Genomic DNA, 23,489 nt, shown 5'->3' on the forward strand with positions numbered 1-23,489 from the left:
AGCGTCGAAGCATGTCTCCCGCCAGTACCGGGGCGTCCATCCGTGTGGACGCCGGCCCGCCCGTCCCCTCCTCCGAAGCGTCCGACGCCGTGGCGACCACACAGGTCCCCGGGGCCGTAGAGGTCCCAGCGGCTGCCGTCGAGGTCACGGAGGCTGCCGACTCGCGCATGACGCCCGGCGGTCCCGGCTACCGCCGTATGAGCCTCGCCCTCTTCCTCGCCGGGGTCGCGACCTTCGCGCTGCTCTACTCCACCCAGGCCCTGCTCCCGCTGATCTCCGCCGACCTCGGGGTCGCGGCGGGCGAGGCGAGCTGGACCGTGGCCGCCGCGACCGGCGGGCTCGCGCTGTTCGTGCTGCCGATGAGCGCGCTGTCCGAGCGTTTCGGGCGCCGTACGGTCATGACGGCGTCGCTGGTGGTCGCGGTGAGCGTCGGCATGCTGGTGCCGTTCGCGCCGTCCATCGGCGCGCTGGTCGCGCTGCGCGCGGTGCAGGGCGCGGCGCTGGCCGGGCTGCCCGCCTCCGCGACGGCGTATCTGGCCGAGGAGGTCCGCCCGAAGGCGCTGGTCACGGCGATCGGTCTGTTCGTGGCGGGCAACAGCGTGGGCGGCATGAGCGGCCGGGTGATCACCGGCTGGGTCGCGCAGGAGTGGGGCTGGCGGACCGCCGTCGGCGTGATCGGCGTGGTGGCGGTCGGGTGCGCGGTGGCGTTCCGGCTGCTGCTGCCCGCGCCGAAGCACTTCCGGGCGGGTTCGCTGCGCCCGCGCGTGCTGGCCGGTACGGTCCGCGACCACCTGTCGAACCCGCTGCTGCGCCGCCTGTACGCGATCGGCGCGCTGTTCATGATGGTATTCGGCGGGGTCTACACGGTGATCGGCTACCGCCTGACGGAGGCGCCGTTCTCGCTGCCGCAGGGCATCATCGGCTCGATCTTCCTGGTGTACCTGGTCGGCACGGTGTCCGCGTCCACCTCGGGACGTCTGGTGGGCCGCCTCGGTCGCCGGGGCGCGCTCTACACGGCCGCCGGGACCACGGCGGCGGGTCTGCTGCTCTCCCTCGCCCCGTCGGTGCCGCTGGTGCTGCTCGGTCTGGTGCTGATCACGGCCGGGTTCTTCGCGGGCCACGCGGTCGCGTCCTCCGCCGTCGGGCGTACGGCGACGCACGGGCGGGCGCAGGCGTCGGCGCTGTACCAGTCGGCGTACTACATCGGCTCCAGCGTGGGCAGCACGGTCGGCGCGCTGGCGTTCCACTCCGACGGCTGGGCGGGCACGGTCGGCGTAGGGCTCCTCGCGGTGCTGGGCGTCGTCACGATCACGCTGCTGGGCACGCGGGCGGCGCGACGGGAGGCGGTTCCCGCCTAGGGCCCGATCCGTCGTACGCCCGGTCCGGTCCGCGATCCAGCGGTCCCGGACCGGGCGTTTTCGTACTCCGGGGGCCGTTGTCAGTGGGCTGCGGTAACTTCCGGAGTGCTGGGGCGCGACGAGGCGCGATCAGGACGGCCACGGGGGTGGGTGGACCATGGGCGAGGGTACGGCGACGGCGGATCTCGACACCGCGCTGGAGAAACACAGGACCGAGCTGACCGGGTACTGCTACCGGATGCTGGGCTCGTCCTTCGAGGCCGAGGACGCGGTGCAGGACACCCTGGTGCGCGCCTGGCGGGCGTACGACAAGTTCGAGGGCCGCTCCAGTCTCAGGTCGTGGCTGTACCGGATCGCGACGAACGTGTGCCTGGACATGCTGACGGCGAGCGGGAAGCGGGCCCGGCCGATGGATCTGACGGAGGCGACCCCGCTCGCGCGGGCGGCGCTGTCGCCGCGTCCGGACCACACCTGGCTGGAGCCGGTGCCGGACGCGCGGGTGCTGCCCTCGGTGCAGGACCCGGCGGAGGCGGCGGTCGCGCGGGAGTCGATCCGGCTGGCGTTCATGGCGGCGCTGCAGCAACTGCCGCCCAAGCAGCGGGCGGTGCTGATCCTGCGCGAGGTCCTGGCCTGGCGGGCGAGCGAGGTCGCAGAGCTGCTCGGCACGACGGTCGCCTCGGTGAACAGCGCCCTCCAGCGGGCCCGCGCCACCCTCGCGGAGCGCGCGGACGCGGGGGACGACGCGGCGGTCTCCGACCCGCTGGACGAGGAGCAGCAGCGGCTCCTGGAGCGCTATGTGAAGGCGTTCGAGGGGTACGACATGACGGCGCTGACGGCGCTGCTCCACGAGGACGCGGTGATGACGATGCCGCCGTTCGACCTCTGGCTGCGCGGTCCGGCGGACATCACGGGCTTCATGTCGACCATCGGCGCCTCGTGCGCGGGCTCGCGCCTGCTGCCGGTGGAGGTCAACGGTCTTCCGGGCTTCGCGCACTACAAGCCCGACCCGGAGAAGGGCGGCTTCAGTCCCTGGGCGGTCCAGGCGCTGGAGATCTCAGACGGCCGGATCACCGGTTTCCACTGCTTCCTGGACACCGCCCGCTGGTTCCCCCTCTTCGGTCTGCCCCTCCACCTGGAAGCGGAGTCCGACGAGAGCGAGGAGCGCGGCTAGGGCGGGCGCGGGGTCGCGCAGCCGTATCCGCCCGCCGCCGCGGTGGGCGGCGAGTTCGAGACGGGCGAGCAGCTCGACGTGCCCGAGACCGGGTGCGCGGATCGCGCCCACGTCGCAGACGACGGTCCTGGTGGGACCGTCCGCCAGCAGGTCCCGCACGCGGTCGCACAGTCCGGCCAGCGCGCGGGGGTCGGCGGGGCCTGGCGGTATGGGCACGGCGGGGAAGTCGGCCGGGGTCTCGGGGTCCACCTGCGGTGGACCGGCGGGAGGCGCGGAAATCATCGCGTCGCGGAGTCGCGGCTGGGACGCGGAGATCGTGGAGATCGCGACCGCCGCATTGACCGGTCCCCGGACCGCCCCGGAGGCTGAGGTCCGTGCGGGGGGTGCTGAGCGGGTTCGCGGTGATCGCGGTCGTCATCGGGGTGGGGTACGTGCTCGGGCGGCGCGGGTCGCTCGGGGAGCGCGGCGGGGAGGTGCTGACCCGGCTCGCCTTTTCGGTCGCGGGCCCGGCGCTGCTGTTCACCACCCTGGCGACGGCCGACCTGTCGGTCCTCTTCTCCGCCCGGCTGCTGGTGACCGCGCTGAGCACGGCGGCGGTCTCGGGGATCTTCGTCGCGGTGGGCGTGCTGCGGCACTGGGGCGTGGGCCGTACGACGATCGGCGCGCTGTGCTCCGGCTACGTCAACTCGGGCAACCTCGGCATCCCGATCGCCGCGTACGTCCTCGGCGACGCCTCCCTGGTGGCGCCGGTCCTGCTCTTCCAGGTCGTCCTGGTGACCCCGCTCGCCCTGACCGTCCTGGACCTGTCCGGCGCGGGCGACAAGGGCCCGGTGTGGCGACGCCTGCTGACTCCCCTGCGCAACCCGATCGCCCTCGGTTCCCTCTCCGGCGTCGTGGTCTCGGCAACGGGCGTGTCCGTCCCCGGCCCCCTGATGAACCCCCTCACCCTCATCGGCGCGATGTCCGTCCCGGCAGCCCTCCTCGCCTTCGGCATGTCACTCCCCCACAGCGCCCTCCCCGCCCGCGGCCCCGACCGCCGCCCGGTCCTCCTCTCGGTAACCCTGAAATCCCTGGCCCAGCCCTTGATCGCCTGGACCCTGGCCCACTACGTCCTCTCCCTCCCCCAAGCCGCCCTCCTCGACGTGGTCGTCACCTCCGCCCTCCCCGCCGCCCAGAACCTCTTCACGTACGCGAGCACGTACCGCACCGCCGAATCCCTGGCCCGCGAGTCGATCCTGCTGTCGACGGTGGTGTCCGTGCCGGTGCTGGTGGGGGTGGCGGCGGTGTTGGGGTGAGGGGTCACACCTCCGCCTGGTTGACGAACCCGAGAGACGTGAGCCCCTCGGCCGCACAGAGCCGGTCCGAGGCGCCGCCCGCCTCGGTCTGGAGAAGCTGGTACCCGGCGCCGTGCCGATGCCCCCAGTGCATCGCCGCGCGCCACAACGCCCTCCCGTAACCGTGACCGCGGTACCGGGGCAGCACGCCGAAGTACTGAGGCAGGAGACGCGCCGCTCCAGCGGCATCGGCCAAGATCTCCATGGGCCCGATGGCTCCGGCGACGCGGCCGTCGTGGAGAATGGTGAGGACGGGTCCCACTCCCCCGCCCCGCATCCGCTCGTACAGGAAGGCGAACCCGTCGCCCGCCATCGCCTCGGCGAAGTCCGCGAATCCGGCATCGGCGTGCAGTCGCCCGTCCTCGTGCACCGGCACGCCGGGCGCCGCTCCCGGTCCGTCCGCGAAGTCCTTGAGCTGAACACGCGTCCCCACGCCCTGCGCGTACGCCTCCGGCTGGTCCGGACCGAGGAACCACACCACTCCGCCCCGCGCCGCACCGTGCACGGCGATCAGCTTCCGGGCCAGGTCCGCACCGGTCGTGAGACTGTCGGGCGCCGCCCCGTAGACATGGACCTTCACGACGCCTCCGCCCCGCTCGGCCAGGGTCGGAACAAGGGTCCGACCGTCATCATGCTCGATGGCGTCGACCACGACCCGCTCCGTCTTCCGCTCCCCCCACCGACGGTCCTTGTCATACGGGAGGAACCCGTCCGTGGCAGCGTTCTCCACCACCGCCTCCAGGAGAGCGGGGATCGGGTCCTCCCACCGGACCGGACCGAGCGTCGGCACGTACGGGACAGGCATCACAGACCGAACCCAGTCCCAGCGAAGGCGCACGGTCACTGGTGAGGGATCAGTCGACGGGGAACTCGCTGGTGTCGATCTCGAGGTCGAAGGGCTCGGGCAGCTTGATGGTGTCGCCGAACTTCACCGCACTCAGCACACGGTAGACATCGCCCTTCGGCTCACCGTAGAGCGTGACGGTGGGACCGCCGGGAGCCCAGCGATCGACCAGGAGATACAGCGGGATGCCGGCGGTCGCGTATGCGGCAGGCTTGCTGACCCGGTCGTGCCGGGCGTTGGACTTGGAGGTCACTTCGACGACGAGTTCGGCAAGGGCGGCCGGGATGTGCGAGTCCGCCTCGGGGCGATCCTGAACGGGCGTCACGACGAGATCGGGGATGAACATGCCCAGACGGGAGGGCACGGCGACGGACAGGGTCTGAAAGACGCCCCAGTCCTCGGGGATGACGGAGTAGAGGCGACGCTGGACGCGTTCCGCGATCACGTTGTGGCGGTACGCCGGAGAAGGCGACACGGTGATGATCCCCTCAATGATCTCCACCTTGCTGCCCTCGGGCCAAGCCATGTCCTCCCAGAACCGGACGAGGTCGTCCCAGGTCCGGTCGGGGTCCTGGCTCACGGTGAGTGCGCTCATGGCGGTCTCCAATCAGTGCGTCACCGATCCCAGCATGACGAACGGGACCGGTGGGGGTCCACCGATCCCGTTCACCCGAACGAATAGGTCGCCTGATCAGGCGATCCGCCCCAGCACCACAGGCGAAGCCGTGAACTCAGTACCGGCGGGCGCGATGTCGAACGCCCCCTCCGTCGCCTCCAGCGCGTACGCGAAGCGGTCCGGGGTGTCCGTGTGGAGGGTCAGCAGGGGCTGGCCGGCGACGACCTGGTCGCCCGGCTTGGCGTGCATTTCCACGCCCGCGCCCGCCTGGACCGGGTCCTCCTTGCGGGCGCGGCCCGCGCCGAGGCGCCAGGCGGCGATGCCGATGTCGTAGGCGTCGAGGCGGGTGAGGGTGCCGGAGGTGGGGGCGGCCACCACGTGCTGTTCGCGGGCCACGGGGAGGGTCGCGTCGGGGTCGCCGCCCTGGGCGGCGATCATGCGGCGCCAGACGTCCATCGCCGAGCCGTCGGCCAGGGCCTTCGCCGGGTCGGCGTCCTTCAGGCCCGCCGCGTCGAGCATTTCGCGGGCGAGGGCGAGGGTCAGCTCGACCACGTCCGCCGGGCCGCCGCCCGCCAGGACCTCTACGGACTCGCGGACCTCAAGCGCGTTGCCCGCCGTCAGGCCGAGGGGGGTGGACATGTCGGTGAGGAGGGCGACCGTCTTGACGCCGTGGTCGGTGCCGAGACCGACCATGGTGGAGGCAAGCTCGCGGGCGTCGTCCAGGGTCTTCATGAAGGCGCCGGAGCCGACCTTCACGTCCAGGACCAGGGAGCCGGTGCCCTCGGCGATCTTCTTGGACATGATGGACGAGGCGATCAGGGGGATCGCCTCCACCGTGCCGGTCACGTCGCGCAGGGCGTACAGCTTCTTGTCGGCGGGAGCCAGACCGTCGCCCGCCGCGCAGATCACCGCGCCGGTGCCGTCCAGCACGGAGAGCATCTCCTCGTTGGAGAGCAGCGCGCGCCAGCCGGGGATGGACTCCAGCTTGTCGAGGGTGCCGCCGGTGTGGCCGAGACCGCGGCCGGAGAGCTGCGGGACCGCCGCGCCGCAGGCGGCCACGAGGGGCGCCAGCGGGAGGGTGATCTTGTCGCCGACGCCGCCCGTGGAGTGCTTGTCGGCGGTCGGGCGGGACAGCGAGGAGAAGTCCATGCGCTCGCCGGAGGCGATCATCGCGGCGGTCCAGCGGGCGATCTCCCGGCGGTCCATGCCGTTGAGCAGGATGGCCATGTTGAGGGCGGCCATCTGGTAGTCGGCGACCTCGCCGCGGGTGTACGCGTCGATGACCCAGTCGATCTGCTCGTCGGTCAGTGCGGCGCGGTCCCGCTTGCTGCGGATGACGGAGATGGCGTCCATGGCCAGGGTGTTCCTTCCGGGAGGTGCAGGTGTACGGCCCCCCTGCCCGGAAAGCGAGCAGAGGGGCCGTACGGACTTACTTGGTGAGATGGTCCGGGCCGAAAGCCTGGGGCAGCATCTCGGAGAGCGGGAGGACGCCCTCGGGGGTGTCGAGCAGGAGTCCGGGGCCACCGAACTCGTACAGCAACTGACGGCAGCGGCCGCACGGCACGAGGAGGGCGCCGGTGCCGTCCACACAGGTGAAGTGTGTCAAACGCCCGCCGCCGGTGCGCTGGAGCTGGGAGACGAGCCCGCACTCGGCGCACAGACCGAGCCCGTAGGAGGCGTTCTCCACGTTGCAGCCGGTGACCGTGCGGCCGTCGTCGACCTGGGCCGCCACGCCGACCGGGTAGCCGGAGTAGGGGGCGTAGGCGTGGGCCATGGCCTCGCGGGCCTCGGCGCGCAGCGCTTCCCAGTCGAACGCGGTCGCGGTGGTCACTTGCCCTGTCCCTTCCGGTACCGCATGCCGTCCGCCTTCGGCATCCGCAGCCGCTGGGCGGACAGCGAGAGCACGAGCAGCGTGACGACGTACGGCGTGGCGCCCACGAAGTCGCTCGGGACCTCGTCGGTGAACAGGTACCAGGCCAGGACCAGGACGGCCATGACCGCGCTGATCACGCCCTGCCACAGCGCCTTGCGGTACAGCTTCCAGCCCGCGAGGGCGGCGAGCAGGACGACCAGCAGGAGCAGCAGGGCGTGCACGGTGACGCCGCCGTTGCGCAACTGGAGCGCGTCGGAGTAGCCGAACAGGGCGGCGCCCATGGCCAGTCCGCCGGGGCGCCAGTTGCCGAAGATCATCGCGGCGAGACCGATGTAGCCGCGGCCGCCGGTCTGGCCCTCCAGGTAGGTGTGCGAGGTGACCAGCGCGAGGAAGGCGCCGCCGAGTCCGGCGAGACCGCCGGAGATGGCGACGGCGGCGTACTTGTAGCGGTAGACGTTGACGCCGAGGGACTCCGCCGCGACCGGGTTCTCGCCGCAGGAGCGCAGCCGCAGGCCGAAGGGGGTGCGCCACAGCACCCACCAGCTTCCGGCGAACAGCAGCGCGGCCAGGATCGTCACCACGGACACGTCGGTGACGATACCGCCGAGAATGCCCGCGATGTCGGAGATGAGGAACCAGTGGTGTTGCTCGACCGAGTGCAGCGCGTCGGACAGACCGGGCACGGTGATGTCGGTGAGGGAGTCGACCGGCGGGGACTGCTTGGGGTTGCCGCCCGCCTCGGCCGCCTTGCCACCGGCGAAGAAGAGCTTGGCGAGGTACTGCGTGGCACCGAGCGCGAGCAGGTTGACCGCGACACCGGAGACGATGTGGTCGACGCCGAAGGTGACCGTGGCGACCGCGTGCACGAGACCGCCGAGGACACCGAAGCCGATGCCGCACAGCAGTCCGAGCCAGGGGCTGGACTGCCAGCCGATCCAGCCCGCGCCGAAGGTGCCGAGGATCATCATGCCTTCGAGACCGATGTTGACCACACCGGCCCGCTCGGACCACAGACCCGCGAGACCGGCGAGACCGATCGGCACCGCGAGCCCGAGGGCGGCGTTGACCTGGCCCTCGGAGGTGAGCTGGTTCGCTCCGGTGATCAGGCGCACGACGGCGACGAGCAGCAGGGCACCGGCGATGACCAGGAAGAGCCGGGTGGTGGAACGGCCCGGGCGCTTGTCCGCGCTGCCCGGTGCCTTGGGCGCCGCGGGCGGCGGCGCGTCCGTCATCGTGGCGGTCATCACGCCACCTCCTGCATCTCGGTCGGCTTGGCGGCCTGGGCGGCGAGTTCGGCGCCGACCCGCTGCTGCTGGCGCTTGAGGCCGTAGCGGCGGACGACCTCGTAGGCGATCACGACGCACAGGACGATGACGCCCTGGATCACGCCGAGGATCTCCTTGTCGTAGCCCTGGAACTCCAGGTGGTTGGTGGTGCGCTCCAGGAAGCCCCACAGGAGGGCGCCGAGCGCGATGCCGATCGGGTGGTTGCGGCCGAGCAGCGCGATGGCGATGCCGGTGAAGCCGATGCCCGCCGGGAAGCTGTTGTCGTACTGGTGGCCCTCGTTCAGCAGCGTCGGCATGCCGATGAGACCGGCCACCGCACCGGAGATGATCATGCTGGTGGCGATCATCTTCTTGACGCTGACACCGCTCGCGGCGGCGGCCGACTCGGACTGGCCGACCGTGCGCAGGTCGTAGCCGAAGCGGGTGCGGCCCAGGATGAACCAGTACGCCACCCCGACGACCACGGCGAGCACGATGAGGCTGTCGAGGACGCCGGCCGGACCCGTGTCGATGTTCGGCAGGAAGGACGAGGAGGGCAGCGGCTTGGTGGAGACCAGGGTGCCGCCGTCGTCGAGCTGGCCGAGCTTGCCCGGCTGGAGGAGGTAGCCGATGATCGCGGTCGCGATCGAGTTCAGCATGATCGTCGCGATGACCTCGCTGACGCCCCGGGTCACCTTGAGGACGCCCGCGATGGCCGCCCACAGGGCGCCGGTGCCCATGGCGCACAGGAGGATCAGCGGGACGGCGAGCCAGCCCGGCACGGTGAGCGCGCCGCCGACGGCGGCGGCCACGAACGCGGCGAGGCGGTACTGGCCGTCGACACCGATGTTGAACAGGTTCATCCGGAAGCCGATGGCCACCGCGACGCCCGCGAGGTAGTACGTCGTCGCCTTGTTCAGGATGTAGACCTGGCTGTCGCTGGCGAAGCCGTAGGTCACCATGTCGCTGAACGCGTCGCCCGGGTTCTTGCCGGTCGCGAGGATCACCAGGGCGGTGACCACGAGCGCGGCGACGACCGCGAGCAGCGGCGCGGCTATGCCGAGGAACAGCCGCTCCTTGTCGATCCGTGAGGTCAGCTTGTTCATCGGTCGGCGTCCTCTGTGTGCTCCAGGTGGCCGGAGGCGGCACCGGTCATGGCGGAGCCCAGCTCCTCGGGGGTGATCGTGGCGGGGTCGGCGTCGGCGACCAGGCGGCCGCGGAACATCACCCGCAGGGTGTCGGAGAGACCGATCAGCTCGTCCAGGTCGGCGGAGATCAGCAGCACCGCGAGACCCGCGCGGCGTGCCTCGCGGATGTAGTCCCAGATGGCCGCCTGCGCGCCGACGTCGACACCGCGGGTGGGGTGGGCGGCGATGAGCAGCTTGGGGTCGTGGCTCATCTCGCGGCCGACGATCAGCTTCTGCTGGTTGCCGCCGGACAGCGACGCCGCGGTCACGTCGATGCCAGGCGTGCGCACGTCGTAGTCGGCGACGATCCGCTCGGTGTCCGCGCGGGCGGCCTTGAGGTCGAGCAGTCCGCGGCGAGAGTTGGGGCGCTCGGTGACGTGGCCGAGGATGCGGTTCTCCCACAGCGGCGCTTCGAGGAGCAGACCGTGGCGGTGGCGGTCCTCGGGGACGTAGCCGATGCCCGCCTCGCGGCGGCGGCGGGTGGGCGCGGCGGAGATGTCCTCGCCGTCGAGCACGACGACGCCCGCGTCCGGGGTGCGCATGCCCATGATCGCCTCGACCAGTTCGGACTGGCCGTTGCCCTCCACGCCCGCGATGCCGAGGACTTCACCCTTGTGGATGGTGAGGGAGACCTCGCCGAGGATGATCCGCTCCACGCCGTCCAGGTCCTTCTGGGCCAGGTGCAGCCCGGAGACCTCCAGCATGGGCACGTCCGTGACCGTGGACTCCTCGGTCTGGGGCGTGGGCAGTTCGCTGCCGACCATCAGCTCCGCGAGCTGCTTGGGCGTGGTGGTGCTCGGCTCGGCGGTGCCGACGGTGGTGCCGCGCCGGATGACGGTGATCTCGTCGGCGACCGACAGCACCTCGCCCAGCTTGTGGGAGATGAAGATGACGGTCAGACCCTCGGCCTTCAGCTCGCGCAGGTTGTCGAAGAGGGCGTCGACCTCCTGGGGCACGAGGACGGCGGTGGGCTCGTCCAGGATCAGGGTCCTGGCGCCCCGGTAGAGGACCTTGAGGATCTCCACGCGCTGGCGGTCGGCGACACCCAGCGCTTCGACGAGGACGTCGGGGCGGACGTTCAGGCCGTACGCGTCGGAGATCTCCTTGATCTTGGCGCGCGCCTTGCCTCCGATGCCGTACAGCTTCTCGGCGCCGAGGACGACGTTCTCCAGGACGGTGAGGTTGTCGGCGAGCATGAAGTGCTGGTGCACCATGCCGATGCCGCGCGCGATGGCGTCACCGGGGTTGTTCAGGACGACCTGTTCGCCGGCCACGGTGATGGTGCCCTCGTCCGGCTGCTGCATGCCGTAGAGGATCTTCATCAGAGTGGACTTGCCGGCGCCGTTCTCGCCGCACAGGGCATGAACCGTGCCGGTGCGGACCGTGATGTCGATGTCGCGGTTGGCGACGACGCCGGGGAAACGCTTGGTGATGCCGCGCAGTTCGACGGCAGCGGGAGGGCTGGACGCGTTGATGGCGCACTCTCCTCGGGGAAAGGGGCTGCGTTGGGGGAGGGAGGGCAGGCGTCGGCGACGCTAGCGCGGCAACTCGGTACTACACGCGTAGAGTTGACACATTGTTATGGCTCGGCGGGAGGCGCTTTGGAGGCGCCCCCACGCCGAGCCTTGGTCCTGGGTGGACCGGTCAGATCACGGGGTGGTCTTGACCTTGACGGAGCCGTCGACGATCTTCTTCTTGGCGGCGTCCAGCTTGGGCTGGATGTCGTCGATGAAGCCGCCGCTCGTGGCCAGCGAAACGCCGTTCTTGGCCAGCGAGTAGACGTTGTTGCCGGTCAGCGGCTTGCCGTCGTGGACGGACTTGATGAAGTCGTAGACGCCGACGTCGACGTTCTTGACGACCGAGGTCAGGATCGAGCTCTTGTACTTGGCCAGACCCGGGATGTTGTACTGGTCCGAGTCGACGCCGATCGCCCAGGCGCCCTTCTTGCCGTTGACGGCCTCGATGGCACCGTTGCCGGAGGAGCCGGCCGCCGAGTAGACGATGTCGGCGCCGTTGTCCAGCATGCCCTGCGCGGCTTCCTTGCCCTTGTCGGGGCTGGCGAAGCCGGAGGTGTCCGAACCGTGGCTCAGGTACTGGACGTCGACCTTGATCTTCGGGTTGGTGTCCTTGACGCCCTGGACGTAGCCCGCCTGGAACTTCTTGATCAGCGGGACGTCGACGCCGCCGATGAAGCCGACGTGCTTGGTCTTGGTCTTCAGCGCCGCGGCGACACCGGCCAGGTACGAGCCCTGCTCCTCGGTGAAGGTGATGCTGTCGGCGTTCTTGGCCTTCACGACCGAGTCGACGATGCCGAAGCTGGTCTTCGGGTACTTGGCGGCGACCTTGTCCACGGAGGTGGCGTAGGCGTAACCGACGGCGACGATCGGGTTGTAGCCCGCGTCGGCCAGGTCGGACAGGCGCTGCTCGCGGTCCGCCTCGGTGTCGCTGGACTTGGCGGTCAGCTCCTTGACCGAGCCGTCGAACTCCTTCGACGCCTTGTCGGTGCCGCGCGCGGCGGAGTCGTTGAAGGAGTGGTCACCACGGCCGCCGACGTCGAAGGCGAGACCGATCTTGACACCCTTGCCGTCACCCGACGAGCCGGAGGACTTGTCGTTCTCGGAGGAGGTGCTGCCACAGGCGGTGGCAGAGAGGGCGAGGGCTGCGGTCGCTATACACGCAGCGGAAAGCTTGGCTACCCGGCGCACGGGAAGGCTCCTTCACCTGACCTGAGCGCCACGATGGCGCTTGATGTGAGCACCGAGGAGCGGTGCTCCGGCCGAGCGCCCCGGCGGCGTCGGCTCGCGGCATCGTAACGCGCGTAGATGTCAGAAAAACACCTCTCGGGCAGCCGTTATCGAACCGAGGCAAACGGGGTCTGAACTCGGCCTGGCAGGTGTGTCATGCCTTTGTTTCCGGGGCGGAACAAATGGCTTGCGGGTGTGTTGCGCGGGCGGATGGGGTGTGCGTGGGGGCGGGTGCGGGGAGGTCTGCGACGGCTCCTACGACGGTCGGCCTGACGGCCCGCGCGGCGGTCGTGCGGTGGCTCGCGCGACGGTCCGCGTGAGCCCGCACGACCGGCGTGCGCGGCGGCCCGAGCAACCGGTCCGCACGTCGGCCGTATGGCGCCTCCGCCGACGGTTCGCGTGAGCCCGCACGACCGGCCTGCGGGGCGGCTGGCGGGACGGCCCGGGTGACGGACCGCCGGGCGGCTCGCACGACAGCCCGCTCGGTGGCTCGCACGACGGTGGGCGTGACGGCCCGAGTGACCAGTCCGCACGTCGGCCGTGTGGCGGCTCCGCCGACGGTTCGTGTGAGCCCGCTCGACCGCGTGCGGGACGGCTGGCGCGACGGCCCGAGTACCGGTCCGCACGTCGGCCGTGTGGCGGCTCCGCCGACGGTTCGTGTGAGCCCGCTCGACCCGCGTGCGGGGCGGCTGGCGGGACGGCCCGGGTGACGGACCTCCGGGCGGCTCGCACGGCAGCCCGTGCGGTGGCGCCCCCACGGCGGTCCGCCTGAGCCCGCTCGACCGGCGTGCGGGGCGGCTGGCGGGACGGCCCGGGTGACGGACCTCCGGGCACCTCGCACGACGGTCGGCGTGACGGCCCGTACGGCGGTCGTGCGGTGGCTCCCCCGGCGGTCTGCGTCAGCCCGCACGACCGACGTGCGGGACGGCTGGCGCGACGGCCCGGGTGACGGACCTCCGGGCACCTCGCACGACGGTCGGCGTGACGGCCCGCACGGCGGTCGTGCGGTGGCTCGCACGGCAGCCCGCGCGGTGTGCCCACGCGACGTGCCCGCGCGGCGGCTCGTGCTGCGAGCCGCCCTGCGGCGCGCGTCAGAGTTCCGGTGTTCCCATGAGGGCGGCGGCGGTGAAGAGTTCCACTCCGACCGTGATCGCGTTCTCGTCGGCGTCGAAGTCGCCCTGGTGCAGGTCGCGTACGGTGCGCTCGCCGGGGCGGCGGACGCCGAGGCGGGCCATGGCGCCGGGGACGTGCTCCAGGTACCAGGAGAAGTCCTCGCCACCCAGGCTCTGTTCGGTGCTCTCCACGGAGTCCAGTCCCCGGCGGGCGACCATCGCGCGGCGCAACAGCTCGGCGGATTCCCGGTCGTTGACGACGGGGGGCACCCCGCGCACGTAGGTGATCTCGGACTTGGCGCCGTGCAGGGTGGCGACCTCGTCGATGGCGGCGTGCACGATGTCGGGCGCGTCCCGCCAGGCGTCGAGGTCCAGGCAGCGGACGGTGCCGGAGAGTTCGGCGTGCTGCGGGATGACGTTCGGGGCGTGACCCGACTCGATGCGCCCCCAGGTCAGGGCGAGACCGCTGCGGGTGTCGACGCGGCGGCTGATCACCGCGGGCACGTCGGTGACGACGCGGGCGGCGGCGGTGACCAGGTCGGTGGTCAGGTGGGGGCGGGCGGTGTGGCCGCCGGGACCGTCCAGCGTGACGTCCAGCTTGTCGCAGGCGCTGGTGATGGGACCGTGCCGCAGCCCGATCCGGCCGGTCTCGACCTTGGGGTCGCAGTGCAGCGCGAGGATGCGGCCGACGCCCTCCAGCGCGCCGTCCGCGATGGCGGTGAGCGCGCCGCCGGGGAGCTGCTCCTCGGCGGGCTGGAAGATCAGCCGTACGGGGCGGGAGAGCAGACCCTTGGCGTGCAGGTCCGCCAGGACCAGACCGGTGCCGAGGACGACGGTGGTGTGCACGTCGTGTCCGCAGGCGTGGGCGCGACCGGGGACCGTGGACCGATAGCCGCAGTCGGACTTGGTGTCCGGGATGGGCAGCGCGTCGATGTCGGCCCGCAGGGCCAGCAGGGGGGCGGCGGGGCGTCCGTCGTCGGCGATGCGGCTGCCGTGGCCCTCGGTGAGCCCGATGTCGCAGATGAGACCCGTTCCGGTGGACAGGACGCGGGGGGTGAGCCCGGCCCGCTCCAGCCGCTCCTTGATCGCGGCGGTCGTACGGAACTCCTGGTTGCCCAGTTCGGGGTGCATGTGCAAGTCGCGGCGGAACTCGACGAGTTCGGCGTGCAGGGACGCGCTGAGCGCGCCGGGGAGCACATCCCCGGGCAGGTCGGCCTCGGTCTCTCGGAGCATCAATCGGTTCACCCTCTGAAGGGTAGGACGCCCGGCCGGTCAACTGACCCTCGATCAACAAAAGTTCAGTCCGTCAGGGGAAGAAAATGTGACCGGCGGACGCATGGCGGTGGGCTGAGGTGGGTAAAACCTTTCTTTCTTCTTCCACGGATACCACGCCTGACGCGCCCCCGCTCACTTTGTCCACAGACCGGACCCGCGCGGCGCAGTGGTGGGGCAAGGTGCGGACGGGGGCGGAGTAGGGTGCGGCGGCGTGACCGACTCGCATGACGACTTTCTGCGCGCCACTCGTTCCTCCTACGACGCGATCGCCAAGGACTACTCCTCCGCATACCCGTCCTCGCTGACGTATCCGCTGGACCAGGCGCTGGTGGAGGCGTTCGTCCGGCTGGTGGTGGCGAACGGGCCGGAGCCGGTGGCGGACCTGGGGAGCGGGCCGGGGTTCGTCACGGCGCGTCTGCACGAGCTGGGGGTACCTGCCTTCGGGGTGGACGTCTCCCCCGCGATGGTCGAGCTGGCCAGAGCGGCGCACCCCCGGCTGCGCTTCCACGTCGGTTCGATGACGTCCCTGGACCTGCCGGACGCCACCCTGGGCGGCATCCTCGCCCTCTACTCCACGATCCACGTGCCCGACGCGCACCTGCCCGCCGTCTTCGCCGGTTTCCGCCGCACCCTCGTACCCGGCGGACACGTCCTGCTCGCCTTCCAGGCACGTACGGACACCGAGCACCTCCATCTGGACGAGCGCTTCGGCCACGACATCGACCTCGACTACTACTGGCGCACCCCGGAGCGGATGGCGGACCTGCTGGCGGGGGCGGGGCTGACCCCGGTGGCGACGACGCTGCGGCAGCCGCAGGAGGACGAGAAGCGGGCGCGGGCGTTCGTGCTGGCGCGGAAGTAGGCGGGCGCGCGCCTCAGCTCGGCTCCGGCAGCGGACCGAGGCGCGCCGCGACCCGCTCGCGCAGCAGCAGGTACTCCGCCCGGCGGCGCAGCGTGGGACCCGGCGGGCGCTGGACGACACGGAGCGTGGTGATGGTCTGCCCGCGCTGGAACTGCTCCCGTGTCAGGTCGAGTTCGACGCCGCTCGCGAGCCGGTTCCACCAGTGGTAGCCGTGCTGGACGCCGTCGAGGTGCACCTCGCCGACCACGAGTTCGCCGCCGAGGAGGTCGTGGACGAGCAGCGCGGTGATGTCGCAGTGTCCCCACGCCGGGTTGGCGGGGCGCCAGTCGGGCAGGTCGTCGGGCGAGCAGGTGTCAACGGCCCAGCTCGCCCGCAGCGCGCGGTCGAGGTCCAGCAGGTTCCAGGGAGTCATCCCGGCAGCATCGCAGTACTCACTGACAGCCGGGCGGGACTGCCCTACGCCAGCCGTACCGACGCCAGCCGGTGCACGTCCCGGGCCGTACCCGTCACGCCGGACAGGAAGCCCTGGGCGCGTGGTGAGGCGTTCTCGGTGAGCCAGTCGGGGTCCACGTCGCAGACGGCGACGCGCACGCCGGTGCCCTTGAGGGCGAGGGGGAGGGTGTGGACGACGGTGGAGGGGAAGCTGAGGATCGTCCGGCCGATGGGACCCCGGCGGGCGATCAGCTCCAGGGGCAGGTCGGGGCGGACGATCTCCAGACCGGTCTCACCGGCCAGGCGGTGCAGCTTGGCGGTGCTTTCGCGGCGGTGCGCGAAGTAGCGGGTGGCGCCATGGGTCTTGGCCAGGGTGTGTACGGCTTCCACATAGCGGTCGACGTCCACCACCCCGGTCTCCACCAGGGACGTGCCCACCAGGTCGGCGCCCTTGGTGATGCGGGGCGGGCCGAAGCGGGCGCGGGTCCAGGCGAAGTCGTTCGCGGTGACCGTCACGCCCTCGGGGGTCTCGGTCACCGGCATGGCGGAGAAGACCTCGACGCGACGGCCCGGTACGGGCATGAGGCGGCGCCGGGCGGTGGCGGACACGGGGGCGAAGAGGAGGTCGCGGGGACCGGGGCGACCGCCCTTGCGGTGCCAGCGCACCAGCCGTTCGCCCCGGGCGAGTTGGGCGACGAACTCCATCGTCGCCGTACCGTCGTCCACCACGACCAGGTCGCGGGCGCGGGTGATGGTCAGCAGGAGCTGCACGTACCGGGAGAACGGGTCGCCCATGACGATCCGCTCCGCCCGTCTCAGCGGTCCCGCCAGCGCCCCGACCGTCTGCAACGGCGCGCTCGCCCCGCCGCGCGCCTCCTCCCAGCGCACCTGGTACCCCTCGTCCCGCGCCAGATCCGCCATCCGGCGCAACTGCCCCCGGGTCATGGGGTCGGTGGGCGCGAGCACGACGAGCGTCATACCGACCATGACCTCCTCGTCCCCCGAAGACCGCCGCCTCCGCCCGGCCGGGGACGGCTGGAACGGCGTGGACAGAGGCGGACGGCCGGTCTCGGGGGTCCCGGCGGTGGGTGACGGGTCCGGGCGGGAGCCCGGGGCGCGGTCCTCCGCCGGTCGTAGGCCCTGTACGTGGGCCCACTCCAGTACGTTCAGCAGTTGCACGGGGCTCTCGACGAACGCGAGGGTGTGGGCGTGTTGGGGGCTCATCGGTGGAGGACCGTCCCGGGAGGGGTGTCGGGCTGAGGGATCAGACCGTGACCGGCTCGCCCGCCGCCGCGGCGATGTCCGCCTCGGCGACGACGCCGGTGACGCGGCGCAGCTTCTTCATGGGGCCCAGCTCGGAGTCGTAGACCTTCTTGACGCCGTCGCCGAGGGACGCCTCGACGGCGCGGATGTCGCGGACCAGGCGCGTGAGACCCTGCGGCTCGACGGAGGCGGCCTGGTCGGAGCCCCACATCGCGCGGTCGAGGGTGATGTGGCGCTCGACGAAGACGGCGCCGAGGGCGACGGCGGCCAGCGTGGTCTGCAGACCGGTCTCGTGGCCGGAGTAGCCGATCGGGACGTTCGGGTACTCCTTCTCCAGCGTGTTGATCACGCGGAGGTTCAGCTCCTCGGACTGCGCGGGATAGGTCGAGGTGGCGTGGCACATCAGGATGTTGTCGCTGCCGAGCACCTCGACCGCGTGGCGGATCTGCTTGGGGGTGGACATGCCGGTGGAGAGGATGACCGTGCGGCCGGTGGCGCGCAGCGAGCGCAGCAGCTCGTCGTCGGTGAGGGAGGCGGAGGCCACCTTGTGGGCGGGCACGTCGAACTTCTCCAGGAAGGCGACGGCCTCGGTGTCCCACGGGGAGGCGAACCAGTCGATGCCCTTCTCGGTGCAGTACGCGTCGATCTGCCGGTACTCGTCCTCGCCGAACTCCACGCGGTGGCGGTAGTCGATGTAGGTCATCCGCCCCCAGGGCGTGTCGCGCTCGATGTCCCACTGGTCGCGCGGGGTGCAGATCTCCGGCGTGCGCTTCTGGAACTTGACGGCGTCGCAGCCCGCCTCGGCGGCGGCGTCGATGAGCTTGAACGCGTTCTGCAGGTCGCCGTTGTGGTTGATGCCGATCTCACCGGTGACGTAGACCGGGCGGCCGGGACCGACCTCGCGCGAACCGAGCCGGCGGATACGGGAGTTGATGCTCATGTGAGGGTGTTTCCTTACCTGGGGAGGGATTCGAGCGAGGGTCCGAGAAGCCAGCCGGCGACCTCCCGGATCGCGCCGTCGCCGCCGCGCACGGTGGTGACGGCGCGCGCGGCGCCGCGTACGGCGTCATGGGCGCCCGCGACCGCCACGGGCCAGCCGACGAGGGCGAAGCACGGGAGGTCGTTGACGTCGTTGCCGACGTAGAGCACGCGCTCGGGCGCGATGCCCTGTTCCTCGCACCACTGCTTGAGGGCGAGGTCCTTGCGGTCGATGCCGTGCAGCACGGGAAGCCGGAGCTTGCGGGCGCGGGCGGCGACCACCGGATTGCGTTCCGTGGACAGGATCAGCATCTTCAGGCCGCTGTCGCGCAGGGCCGCGATGCCGAGTCCGTCCCCGCGGTGCACGGAGACGAACTCCCGTCCGTCGGAGTCGATCAGCACCCGGTCGTCGGTCTGGGTGCCGTCGAAGTCGAGGACCACGGCGTCGATGTCGTGGTGGGTGGGCAGGGCGCCGGGCCGCTCGGCGTCGAGGAGCGGCGCGAGGGCGCGGGCGCGGGCGAGATCGTGCGGGTCGTCGATCTCCAGGACGCGGGCCGGGTCGGTGCGGACGAGTTCGGTCCTGCCGAAGAAGCGGTGGCGGTGGGTGCGGAAGCCGGTCACGTCCATCGCGTAGGCGGCGCCGGTCTCCAGGAGGTCCTGGGGGCGGTCCTGGCGGCGGGGGCGGACGGACTTGTCGTGGTTGACGCCGAACCCGCCGTCGCCCGCCGCCTCGTCGCCCGCCGTCTCGTCGCCGCCGGACGCCACCTCGCCGCCGTCGCCGGTCTCGTCGCCGTCGCGCCAGATGAACCCGTGGAAGGAGGCGACGGTGACGGCCGTGTCGGCGGCGCCGGACGCGACCGCCGCGGCCACCCCGTCGACGTCCTCGCGGGCGACGAACGGGCTGGTGCACTGCACGAGCAGCACCACGTCCACGGTCGTGCCGTGCCGTTCCTCGTGCGCGTCCAGGGCGTGCAGCACGGCGGCTTCGGAGGTGGCCGTGTCGCCCGCGATGGCGGCGGGGCGGAGCACCACGTCGGCACCGGCGGCGCGGGCGGCGGCGGCGATGGCGGGGTCGTCGGTGGAGACGACCACGTCGGTGACGTGCGCCGCCGCGAGGCATTCCCGGACGGCGCGGGCCACCAGGGGCACCCCGCCGACGGGCGCGAGGTTCTTCGCGGGCACCCCCTTGGAGCCGCCGCGCGCGGGGATCACCGCGAGCACCCGGCGCGGCGACGTGCCGTCCTGTGCTTCCGGGTCGGACATGGAGTCTCCTTGGGAAGTGGTCGTGGGTGCCGGGTCCGTCACAGCTCCCCCATCCGGCGGATCACCGGGGCGACGCGCTGGACGCCGTGCCGGTACGCGCCGCGCGCCGCACGGCGGACGATCTGGCGCACCGGTCCGGGCGCCTGGTCGGCGGCGGGCGCGCCGGGCAGCGGGGCGCCGTCGGGTCCGAGGTGGTGGCGGGCGAGGATGCCGGGCAGATAGCCGGGGGCGGTCTCCGCCGTGTAGTACGGGTCCAGCGGCGGCAGTCCGCCGGAACTGGCCAGCAGGGCGGCGATGCGCGCGCGGGCGGCGTCGAAGGCGCCCTCGTAGGAGCCTCCCCCAGAGGCAACCCCCTGCCGCGCCACCCAGGCGGGGTCCGCCGTCGGCAGCTCCCCCGCGTCGAGCCGGTCCCAGGAGGTCAGGCACCCGGACCCGAGGAAGTGGTGGTTGCCGAGCGCCTCGCGCACCCCGAGGTCGGTCAGGACGGCGGTCGGGATGCGCCGGTGCAGGGACTCCAGGGCGGCGGTGGAGCTGACCGTGACCAGCAGGTCGGTGCGGTCGAGCACCTCGCCCATGTGCCCGTACACCAGACGGAAGTTGGCGGGCGGGTTCAGTCCCCGGACCAGCTTCTGGTACGGCAGTTCCTCGATGTGCGTGGTGTGTTCGCCGGGCTTGGAGCGCAGCTTGAGCAGCACCTCGCGGTCGGGGTGGCGGCGGGCGTGCCCGATGAGCCGCCCGAGCAGATAGGCGCGGTCCTCGCGGCTGTCGGGCACGGACGGCTGGACCGCGAACACCACGGTGAACGGCTCGTGTTGACCGGTGTACGGCGCCCCGCCGAGGAAGGGCAGCGCGACCTCGGTCACCGCGCCGGCGTCCGCGCCGACCCCCTCGTACACGTCCCGGAACCGCTGCGCGTCGTGCGCCGAGTTGGCCAGCACCAGATCGGCGCCGTGCCGCAGCAGCAGCCCGTCGGCGAGCTTCTCGTAGACGACTCCGACGTACCCGGTGACGACCACGGGACGGGGTCCGCTCCCCCACGCGTGCCGCAGCCCGTGCAGCATCGCCTGCACCCCGCCGCCGACCAGCGCGAGCACGAGCACGTCGCAGGGCTCCTCGCCCATCGCCCGCACGAACTCCACGGCCGTCACCTCGCGCAGGCTGTCCGCGCGGGCGCCGGTCTCCTGGAGCTGACGGGCGGTCGGTGTGGACCGTCCGCGCAGGAGGAAGCCGTCGAGCCGGATCTCCGCGCCCTCGGGAGCGAGGCGTCGCGCGGTGAGCGCGCCCCATTTCCATCGGGTGTCGGAATCCGCGAGGACGGCGATCCTCAGGGGTTCGGTGGTGGTTGCTGGCACGCCGCAGACGCTAGGAAGGCATTCGGAGGTTCCGCCCAACCTGAACGCAACAAAGGGTTAACAGCACATCGACGAATGGGGATTCGGCGCCGGATCGGGGCTTGGGAAAACCCGGTTCACGGCTTCGCCACGCGTCGTTCACCCGTCATCAAGGCGAGCGTCAGAACGAATGCCGGGCTCCGCCCTAATGTCCTCGGCGTGGTCAAGCTCTCGGTCATCGTGCCGTTCTACAACGTGCAGCAATACGCGCCGGACACCCTGAGGAGCCTCGGTGCGAACGCGCGTGACGATTTCGAGTTCATTCTCGTGGACGACTGTTCCCGCGACGGGACGCCGGAGGTGCTCCGGCGTGCCGAGCGCGAGTTGCCCGGTGCCGTCCTGGTGCGGCACGAGAAGAACGGCGGACTCGCCACCGCCCGCAACACCGGTATCGACCGGGCGCGCGGCGAGTATCTGACGTTCCTCGACGGCGACGACTGGCTCGCCCCCGGCTACTACGAGCGGCTGGTGGCCGCCATCGAGGGGCTGGGCTGCGACTTCCTGCGGACCGACCATGTGCAGTGCACCGGGCGGGCGCGGGCGGTGCACCGGGTGCCGCACGGGCGGCGCGACGTGGTGCTCGACCCGAGGGCGGCGATCCTGCCCGCGGACCGGTCGACGTCGGTGGACTACGCGTACGCCTGGGCGGGCATCTACCACCGGCGGCTGGCCGAGCGGGGTCTGCTGCACTTCACGGACGGGCTGCGCACGGCGGAGGACCGCCCGTGGATCTGGCGGCTGCACCGGGAGGCGGAGTCGTTCGCCGTGACCGGGCTGCTGGGGGTCTTCTACCGGCGCGGGGTCGCCTCCTCGCTCACCCAGATCGGCGATGTGCGCCAGCTCGATTTCCTGCGCGCATTCGACCAGGTCATAGCGGAAACCGCCGCCGACCGTGATGCCGCGGAACTGCTGCCCAAAGCCGTGCGCACGTATTGCGCGATCATTTCCCACCATCTGGGAAGCATCGAAAGGTTCGAGCCCCCGGTGGCGAGGAAACTGAAATCCCTGAGCGGAGCCGCCCTTCGGCGTATGCCGCAGGACGTGCTGACCGAGGCGCTGGATTCGATGGATCTGGAACGCGCCACCAAGCTGCGTCGGCTGCGCCGTCGCCCGGCACCCGCGGGGACCGCCGCATGACCACTCAGATCTTCCAGGCGTCCACGCTGTACGGCGTGGCCACGCTGGCCGCCGCCCTGGACTCCGGCTGCTTCGCCCCGGCCGACCGGCGCGTCCTGCTCGTCTGCAACAACGCGGCGACCCCGGAGACCACGCCCGCCCTGGACCGGATGCCGGGCTTCGAGCGGCTGCGCGACCGCTTCGACGACGTGCTGTCGTACAACGAGACGATCGCCCCGTTCCACCCCGGCGGCTGGGCGCCCCGCGTGGACGACATGCCCCTGTGGGAGCGGTACGTGCGCCACGAGTGGCGGCTCGGCGACGAGCAGGTGGAGCTGGCGGTCGAGTCGATCCAGGTCAACCCCTCGCTCGCGCTCGCCCAGATCTTCACCGGCGCCCCGGTCACCGTGTACGCGGACGGTCTGATGAGTTACGGTCCCACCCGCAACAAGATCGACCCGCTGGTCGGCACCCGGGTGGACCGGCTGCTCCACCTCGACCTGGTGCCGGGTCTGAAGCCGCTGCTGCTCACCGAGTTCGGCGTCCCCGCCGAGCTGGTGCCGTCGGCAGCCTTCACCAAGGTGCTGGCCGAACTCGCCGCCACCGACGACGAGTTGCCCGCGCCGGACGAACCCGCGCTGCTGCTCGGGCAGTACCTGTCCGCGCTGGACATCCTCACCCCGGACGAGGAGGAGGAGCTGCACGTCCGCATGTTGCGCGGCGTGGTCGGGCTCGGGCACACCAGCGTGGTGTTCAAGCCGCACCCCACCGCCCCGGCCCGCTACGCCCGCACCCTGGAGCGGGAGGCGGAGGAACTCGGCGCTGACCTCACGGTGCTGGACACCCCGGTGCTGGCGGAGGTGCTCTACCAGCGGATACGTCCCGCGCTTGTCGTCGGCTGCTTCTCCACCGCCCTGCTGACCGCCGCCACGCTCTACGGACTGCCGGTGGCGCGGACCGGCACCGGGACCCTGCTGGAGCGGCTGGTGCCGTACGAGAACAGCAACCGGGTGCCGGTCACCGTGGTCGACGCGCTGCTGCCGGACCTCGCCGACCGGGCGGCCGTGATCGAGGGACGGCGAGGCACGACGGTCGGGGAACTGGCGGAGCTGGTGGGCGCGGTGGCCTTCGCCATGCAGCCGAAGATCCTGCCGCGGTCGCGCCCCGACGCCGAGCGCTTCCTCGCCGCGCACCAGGACGCCGGGACGCTGCGCTACTTCAAGCGCCGTCGGCTCGCCACGCTGGCGCTGCCCGGCGGGGTGCCCGCCCAACTGGCGTTCATCCCGCGCAACGCCACCGTCCGCCGGGTGGCACGCCGGGCGCGTGTGCTGCGCCGGGTGGTGCGCCGCTGACGCGGACCCCGCCCGGCACCGGCGCTCCGCCGCCCCGATCCGCACGACAACCC

The 23,489-nt window shown here is 71.7% G+C and carries 21 protein-coding genes; 6 read left to right on the forward strand and 15 right to left on the reverse strand.

Annotated features, from left to right (window positions below):
- Positions 1-11 precede the first annotated feature (11 nt).
- Positions 12-1,358, forward strand: a complete 1,347-nt coding sequence (locus tag IF655_RS27700) for an MFS transporter (RefSeq protein WP_199587872.1) — start codon at positions 12-14, stop codon at positions 1,356-1,358.
- Positions 1,359-1,515: 157 nt separating this feature from the next.
- Positions 1,516-2,529 carry a sigma-70 family RNA polymerase sigma factor gene (locus tag IF655_RS27705; protein ID WP_199587873.1) on the forward strand — a complete coding sequence of 338 codons (1,014 nt, stop codon included), beginning with the start codon at positions 1,516-1,518 and terminating at the stop codon, positions 2,527-2,529.
- Here IF655_RS27705 and IF655_RS27710 read toward each other — a convergent pair.
- On the reverse strand, positions 2,413-2,811 hold the full coding sequence (locus IF655_RS27710) for an STAS domain-containing protein (RefSeq protein ID WP_199587874.1): 399 nt from the start codon (positions 2,809-2,811) through the stop codon (positions 2,413-2,415). The genes IF655_RS27705 and IF655_RS27710 overlap by 117 nt on opposite strands.
- 92 nt (positions 2,812-2,903) lie before the next feature.
- On the opposite strand from IF655_RS27710, the gene IF655_RS27715 reads away from it, so the two are divergent.
- Positions 2,904-3,824 carry an AEC family transporter gene (locus IF655_RS27715; protein ID WP_199587875.1) on the forward strand — a complete coding sequence of 307 codons (921 nt, stop codon included), beginning with the start codon at positions 2,904-2,906 and terminating at the stop codon, positions 3,822-3,824.
- A gap of 4 nt (positions 3,825-3,828) precedes the next feature.
- Here IF655_RS27715 and IF655_RS27720 read toward each other — a convergent pair whose 3' ends face one another.
- The 9 genes from IF655_RS27720 to IF655_RS27760 form a co-directional block, all read right to left on the reverse strand.
- The gene (locus IF655_RS27720) at positions 3,829-4,668 is read right to left on the reverse strand and encodes a GNAT family N-acetyltransferase (protein WP_206776526.1); all 840 of its coding nucleotides are present in this window, start codon (positions 4,666-4,668) and stop codon (positions 3,829-3,831) included.
- 49 nt (positions 4,669-4,717) lie between these two features.
- The gene (locus IF655_RS27725) at positions 4,718-5,302 is read right to left on the reverse strand and encodes a Uma2 family endonuclease (RefSeq protein WP_199587876.1); all 585 of its coding nucleotides are present in this window, start codon (positions 5,300-5,302) and stop codon (positions 4,718-4,720) included.
- A gap of 96 nt (positions 5,303-5,398) precedes the next feature.
- Positions 5,399-6,682 carry a thymidine phosphorylase gene (locus IF655_RS27730; RefSeq protein WP_199587925.1) on the reverse strand — a complete coding sequence of 428 codons (1,284 nt, stop codon included), beginning with the start codon at positions 6,680-6,682 and terminating at the stop codon, positions 5,399-5,401.
- A 70-nt stretch (positions 6,683-6,752) separates the two neighbouring features.
- Positions 6,753-7,154, reverse strand: a complete 402-nt coding sequence (locus tag IF655_RS27735; protein WP_161178717.1) for a cytidine deaminase — start codon at positions 7,152-7,154, stop codon at positions 6,753-6,755.
- The gene (locus tag IF655_RS27740; protein WP_199587877.1) at positions 7,151-8,440 is read right to left on the reverse strand and encodes an ABC transporter permease; all 1,290 of its coding nucleotides are present in this window, start codon (positions 8,438-8,440) and stop codon (positions 7,151-7,153) included. Before IF655_RS27740 ends, IF655_RS27735 begins: the two co-directional genes overlap by 4 nt.
- Entirely contained in the window at positions 8,440-9,567 is a 1,128-nt protein-coding gene (locus IF655_RS27745; protein WP_199587878.1) for an ABC transporter permease, read from the reverse strand. The genes IF655_RS27740 and IF655_RS27745 overlap by 1 nt, the downstream gene beginning before the upstream one ends.
- Entirely contained in the window at positions 9,564-11,090 is a 1,527-nt protein-coding gene (locus IF655_RS27750) for an ABC transporter ATP-binding protein (RefSeq protein WP_242488966.1), read from the reverse strand. The genes IF655_RS27745 and IF655_RS27750 overlap by 4 nt, the downstream gene beginning before the upstream one ends.
- A 207-nt stretch (positions 11,091-11,297) precedes the next feature.
- A complete protein-coding gene (locus tag IF655_RS27755; RefSeq protein ID WP_199587879.1) occupies positions 11,298-12,353 on the reverse strand; it encodes a BMP family protein in 1,056 nt (351 codons plus the stop codon).
- Positions 12,354-13,483: 1,130 nt separating this feature from the next.
- Complete coding sequence (locus IF655_RS27760) at positions 13,484-14,737, reverse strand: M20 family metallopeptidase (RefSeq protein WP_199587880.1); 1,254 nt, start codon at positions 14,735-14,737, stop codon at positions 13,484-13,486.
- A 253-nt stretch (positions 14,738-14,990) separates the two neighbouring features.
- Here IF655_RS27760 and IF655_RS27765 point away from each other — a divergent pair, with 253 nt between their 5' ends.
- A complete protein-coding gene (locus tag IF655_RS27765) occupies positions 14,991-15,641 on the forward strand; it encodes a class I SAM-dependent methyltransferase (RefSeq protein WP_199587881.1) in 651 nt (216 codons plus the stop codon).
- A gap of 13 nt (positions 15,642-15,654) precedes the next feature.
- On the opposite strand, the gene IF655_RS27770 is transcribed toward IF655_RS27765, so the two are convergent.
- From IF655_RS27770 to IF655_RS27790, 5 genes are read right to left on the reverse strand one after another with little or no spacing between them, the layout of a single operon-like run.
- Positions 15,655-16,053 carry a hypothetical protein gene (locus IF655_RS27770; RefSeq protein WP_199587882.1) on the reverse strand — a complete coding sequence of 133 codons (399 nt, stop codon included), beginning with the start codon at positions 16,051-16,053 and terminating at the stop codon, positions 15,655-15,657.
- A 44-nt stretch (positions 16,054-16,097) separates the two neighbouring features.
- The gene (locus IF655_RS27775; RefSeq protein WP_199587883.1) at positions 16,098-17,297 is read right to left on the reverse strand and encodes a hypothetical protein; all 1,200 of its coding nucleotides are present in this window, start codon (positions 17,295-17,297) and stop codon (positions 16,098-16,100) included.
- A 40-nt stretch (positions 17,298-17,337) separates the two neighbouring features.
- Positions 17,338-18,276, reverse strand: a complete 939-nt coding sequence (locus IF655_RS27780) for an N-acetylneuraminate synthase family protein (RefSeq protein WP_199587884.1) — start codon at positions 18,274-18,276, stop codon at positions 17,338-17,340.
- Between the two features lie 14 nt (positions 18,277-18,290).
- Positions 18,291-19,577 carry an acylneuraminate cytidylyltransferase gene (locus IF655_RS27785; protein WP_199587885.1) on the reverse strand — a complete coding sequence of 429 codons (1,287 nt, stop codon included), beginning with the start codon at positions 19,575-19,577 and terminating at the stop codon, positions 18,291-18,293.
- A gap of 38 nt (positions 19,578-19,615) precedes the next feature.
- Entirely contained in the window at positions 19,616-20,929 is a 1,314-nt protein-coding gene (locus IF655_RS27790) for a DUF6716 putative glycosyltransferase (protein ID WP_199587886.1), read from the reverse strand.
- 198 nt (positions 20,930-21,127) lie between these two features.
- Here IF655_RS27790 and IF655_RS27795 point away from each other — a divergent pair, with 198 nt between their 5' ends.
- Together IF655_RS27795 and IF655_RS27800 are read left to right on the forward strand one after the other, a co-directional pair.
- The gene (locus IF655_RS27795) at positions 21,128-22,105 is read left to right on the forward strand and encodes a glycosyltransferase family 2 protein (RefSeq protein ID WP_199587887.1); all 978 of its coding nucleotides are present in this window, start codon (positions 21,128-21,130) and stop codon (positions 22,103-22,105) included.
- Complete coding sequence (locus IF655_RS27800; RefSeq protein ID WP_199587888.1) at positions 22,102-23,436, forward strand: alpha-2,8-polysialyltransferase family protein; 1,335 nt, start codon at positions 22,102-22,104, stop codon at positions 23,434-23,436. The genes IF655_RS27795 and IF655_RS27800 overlap by 4 nt, the downstream gene beginning before the upstream one ends.
- Positions 23,437-23,489: the final 53 nt, after the last annotated feature.

The organism is Streptomyces sp. DSM 110735 (assembly GCF_016482685.1).
In the GTDB taxonomy this organism is placed as follows: Bacteria; Actinomycetota; Actinomycetes; order Streptomycetales; family Streptomycetaceae; genus Streptomyces.

Coding starts and splice junctions, on each gene's coding strand:
- IF655_RS27720 (WP_206776526.1), bottom strand. CDS start 4,668: ATGCCTGTCCCGTACGTGCCGACGCTCGGTCCGGTCCGGTGGGAGGAC.
- IF655_RS27700 (WP_199587872.1), top strand. CDS start 12: ATGTCTCCCGCCAGTACCGGGGCGTCCATCCGTGTGGACGCCGGCCCG.
- IF655_RS27710 (WP_199587874.1), bottom strand. CDS start 2,811: ATGATTTCCGCGCCTCCCGCCGGTCCACCGCAGGTGGACCCCGAGACC.
- IF655_RS27770 (WP_199587882.1), bottom strand. CDS start 16,053: ATGACTCCCTGGAACCTGCTGGACCTCGACCGCGCGCTGCGGGCGAGC.
- IF655_RS27760 (WP_199587880.1), bottom strand. CDS start 14,737: ATGCTCCGAGAGACCGAGGCCGACCTGCCCGGGGATGTGCTCCCCGGC.
- IF655_RS27785 (WP_199587885.1), bottom strand. CDS start 19,577: ATGTCCGACCCGGAAGCACAGGACGGCACGTCGCCGCGCCGGGTGCTC.
- IF655_RS27740 (WP_199587877.1), bottom strand. CDS start 8,440: ATGACCGCCACGATGACGGACGCGCCGCCGCCCGCGGCGCCCAAGGCA.
- IF655_RS27725 (WP_199587876.1), bottom strand. CDS start 5,302: ATGAGCGCACTCACCGTGAGCCAGGACCCCGACCGGACCTGGGACGAC.
- IF655_RS27705 (WP_199587873.1), top strand. CDS start 1,516: ATGGGCGAGGGTACGGCGACGGCGGATCTCGACACCGCGCTGGAGAAA.
- IF655_RS27800 (WP_199587888.1), top strand. CDS start 22,102: ATGACCACTCAGATCTTCCAGGCGTCCACGCTGTACGGCGTGGCCACG.
- IF655_RS27745 (WP_199587878.1), bottom strand. CDS start 9,567: ATGAACAAGCTGACCTCACGGATCGACAAGGAGCGGCTGTTCCTCGGC.
- IF655_RS27780 (WP_199587884.1), bottom strand. CDS start 18,276: ATGAGCATCAACTCCCGTATCCGCCGGCTCGGTTCGCGCGAGGTCGGT.
- IF655_RS27775 (WP_199587883.1), bottom strand. CDS start 17,297: ATGAGCCCCCAACACGCCCACACCCTCGCGTTCGTCGAGAGCCCCGTG.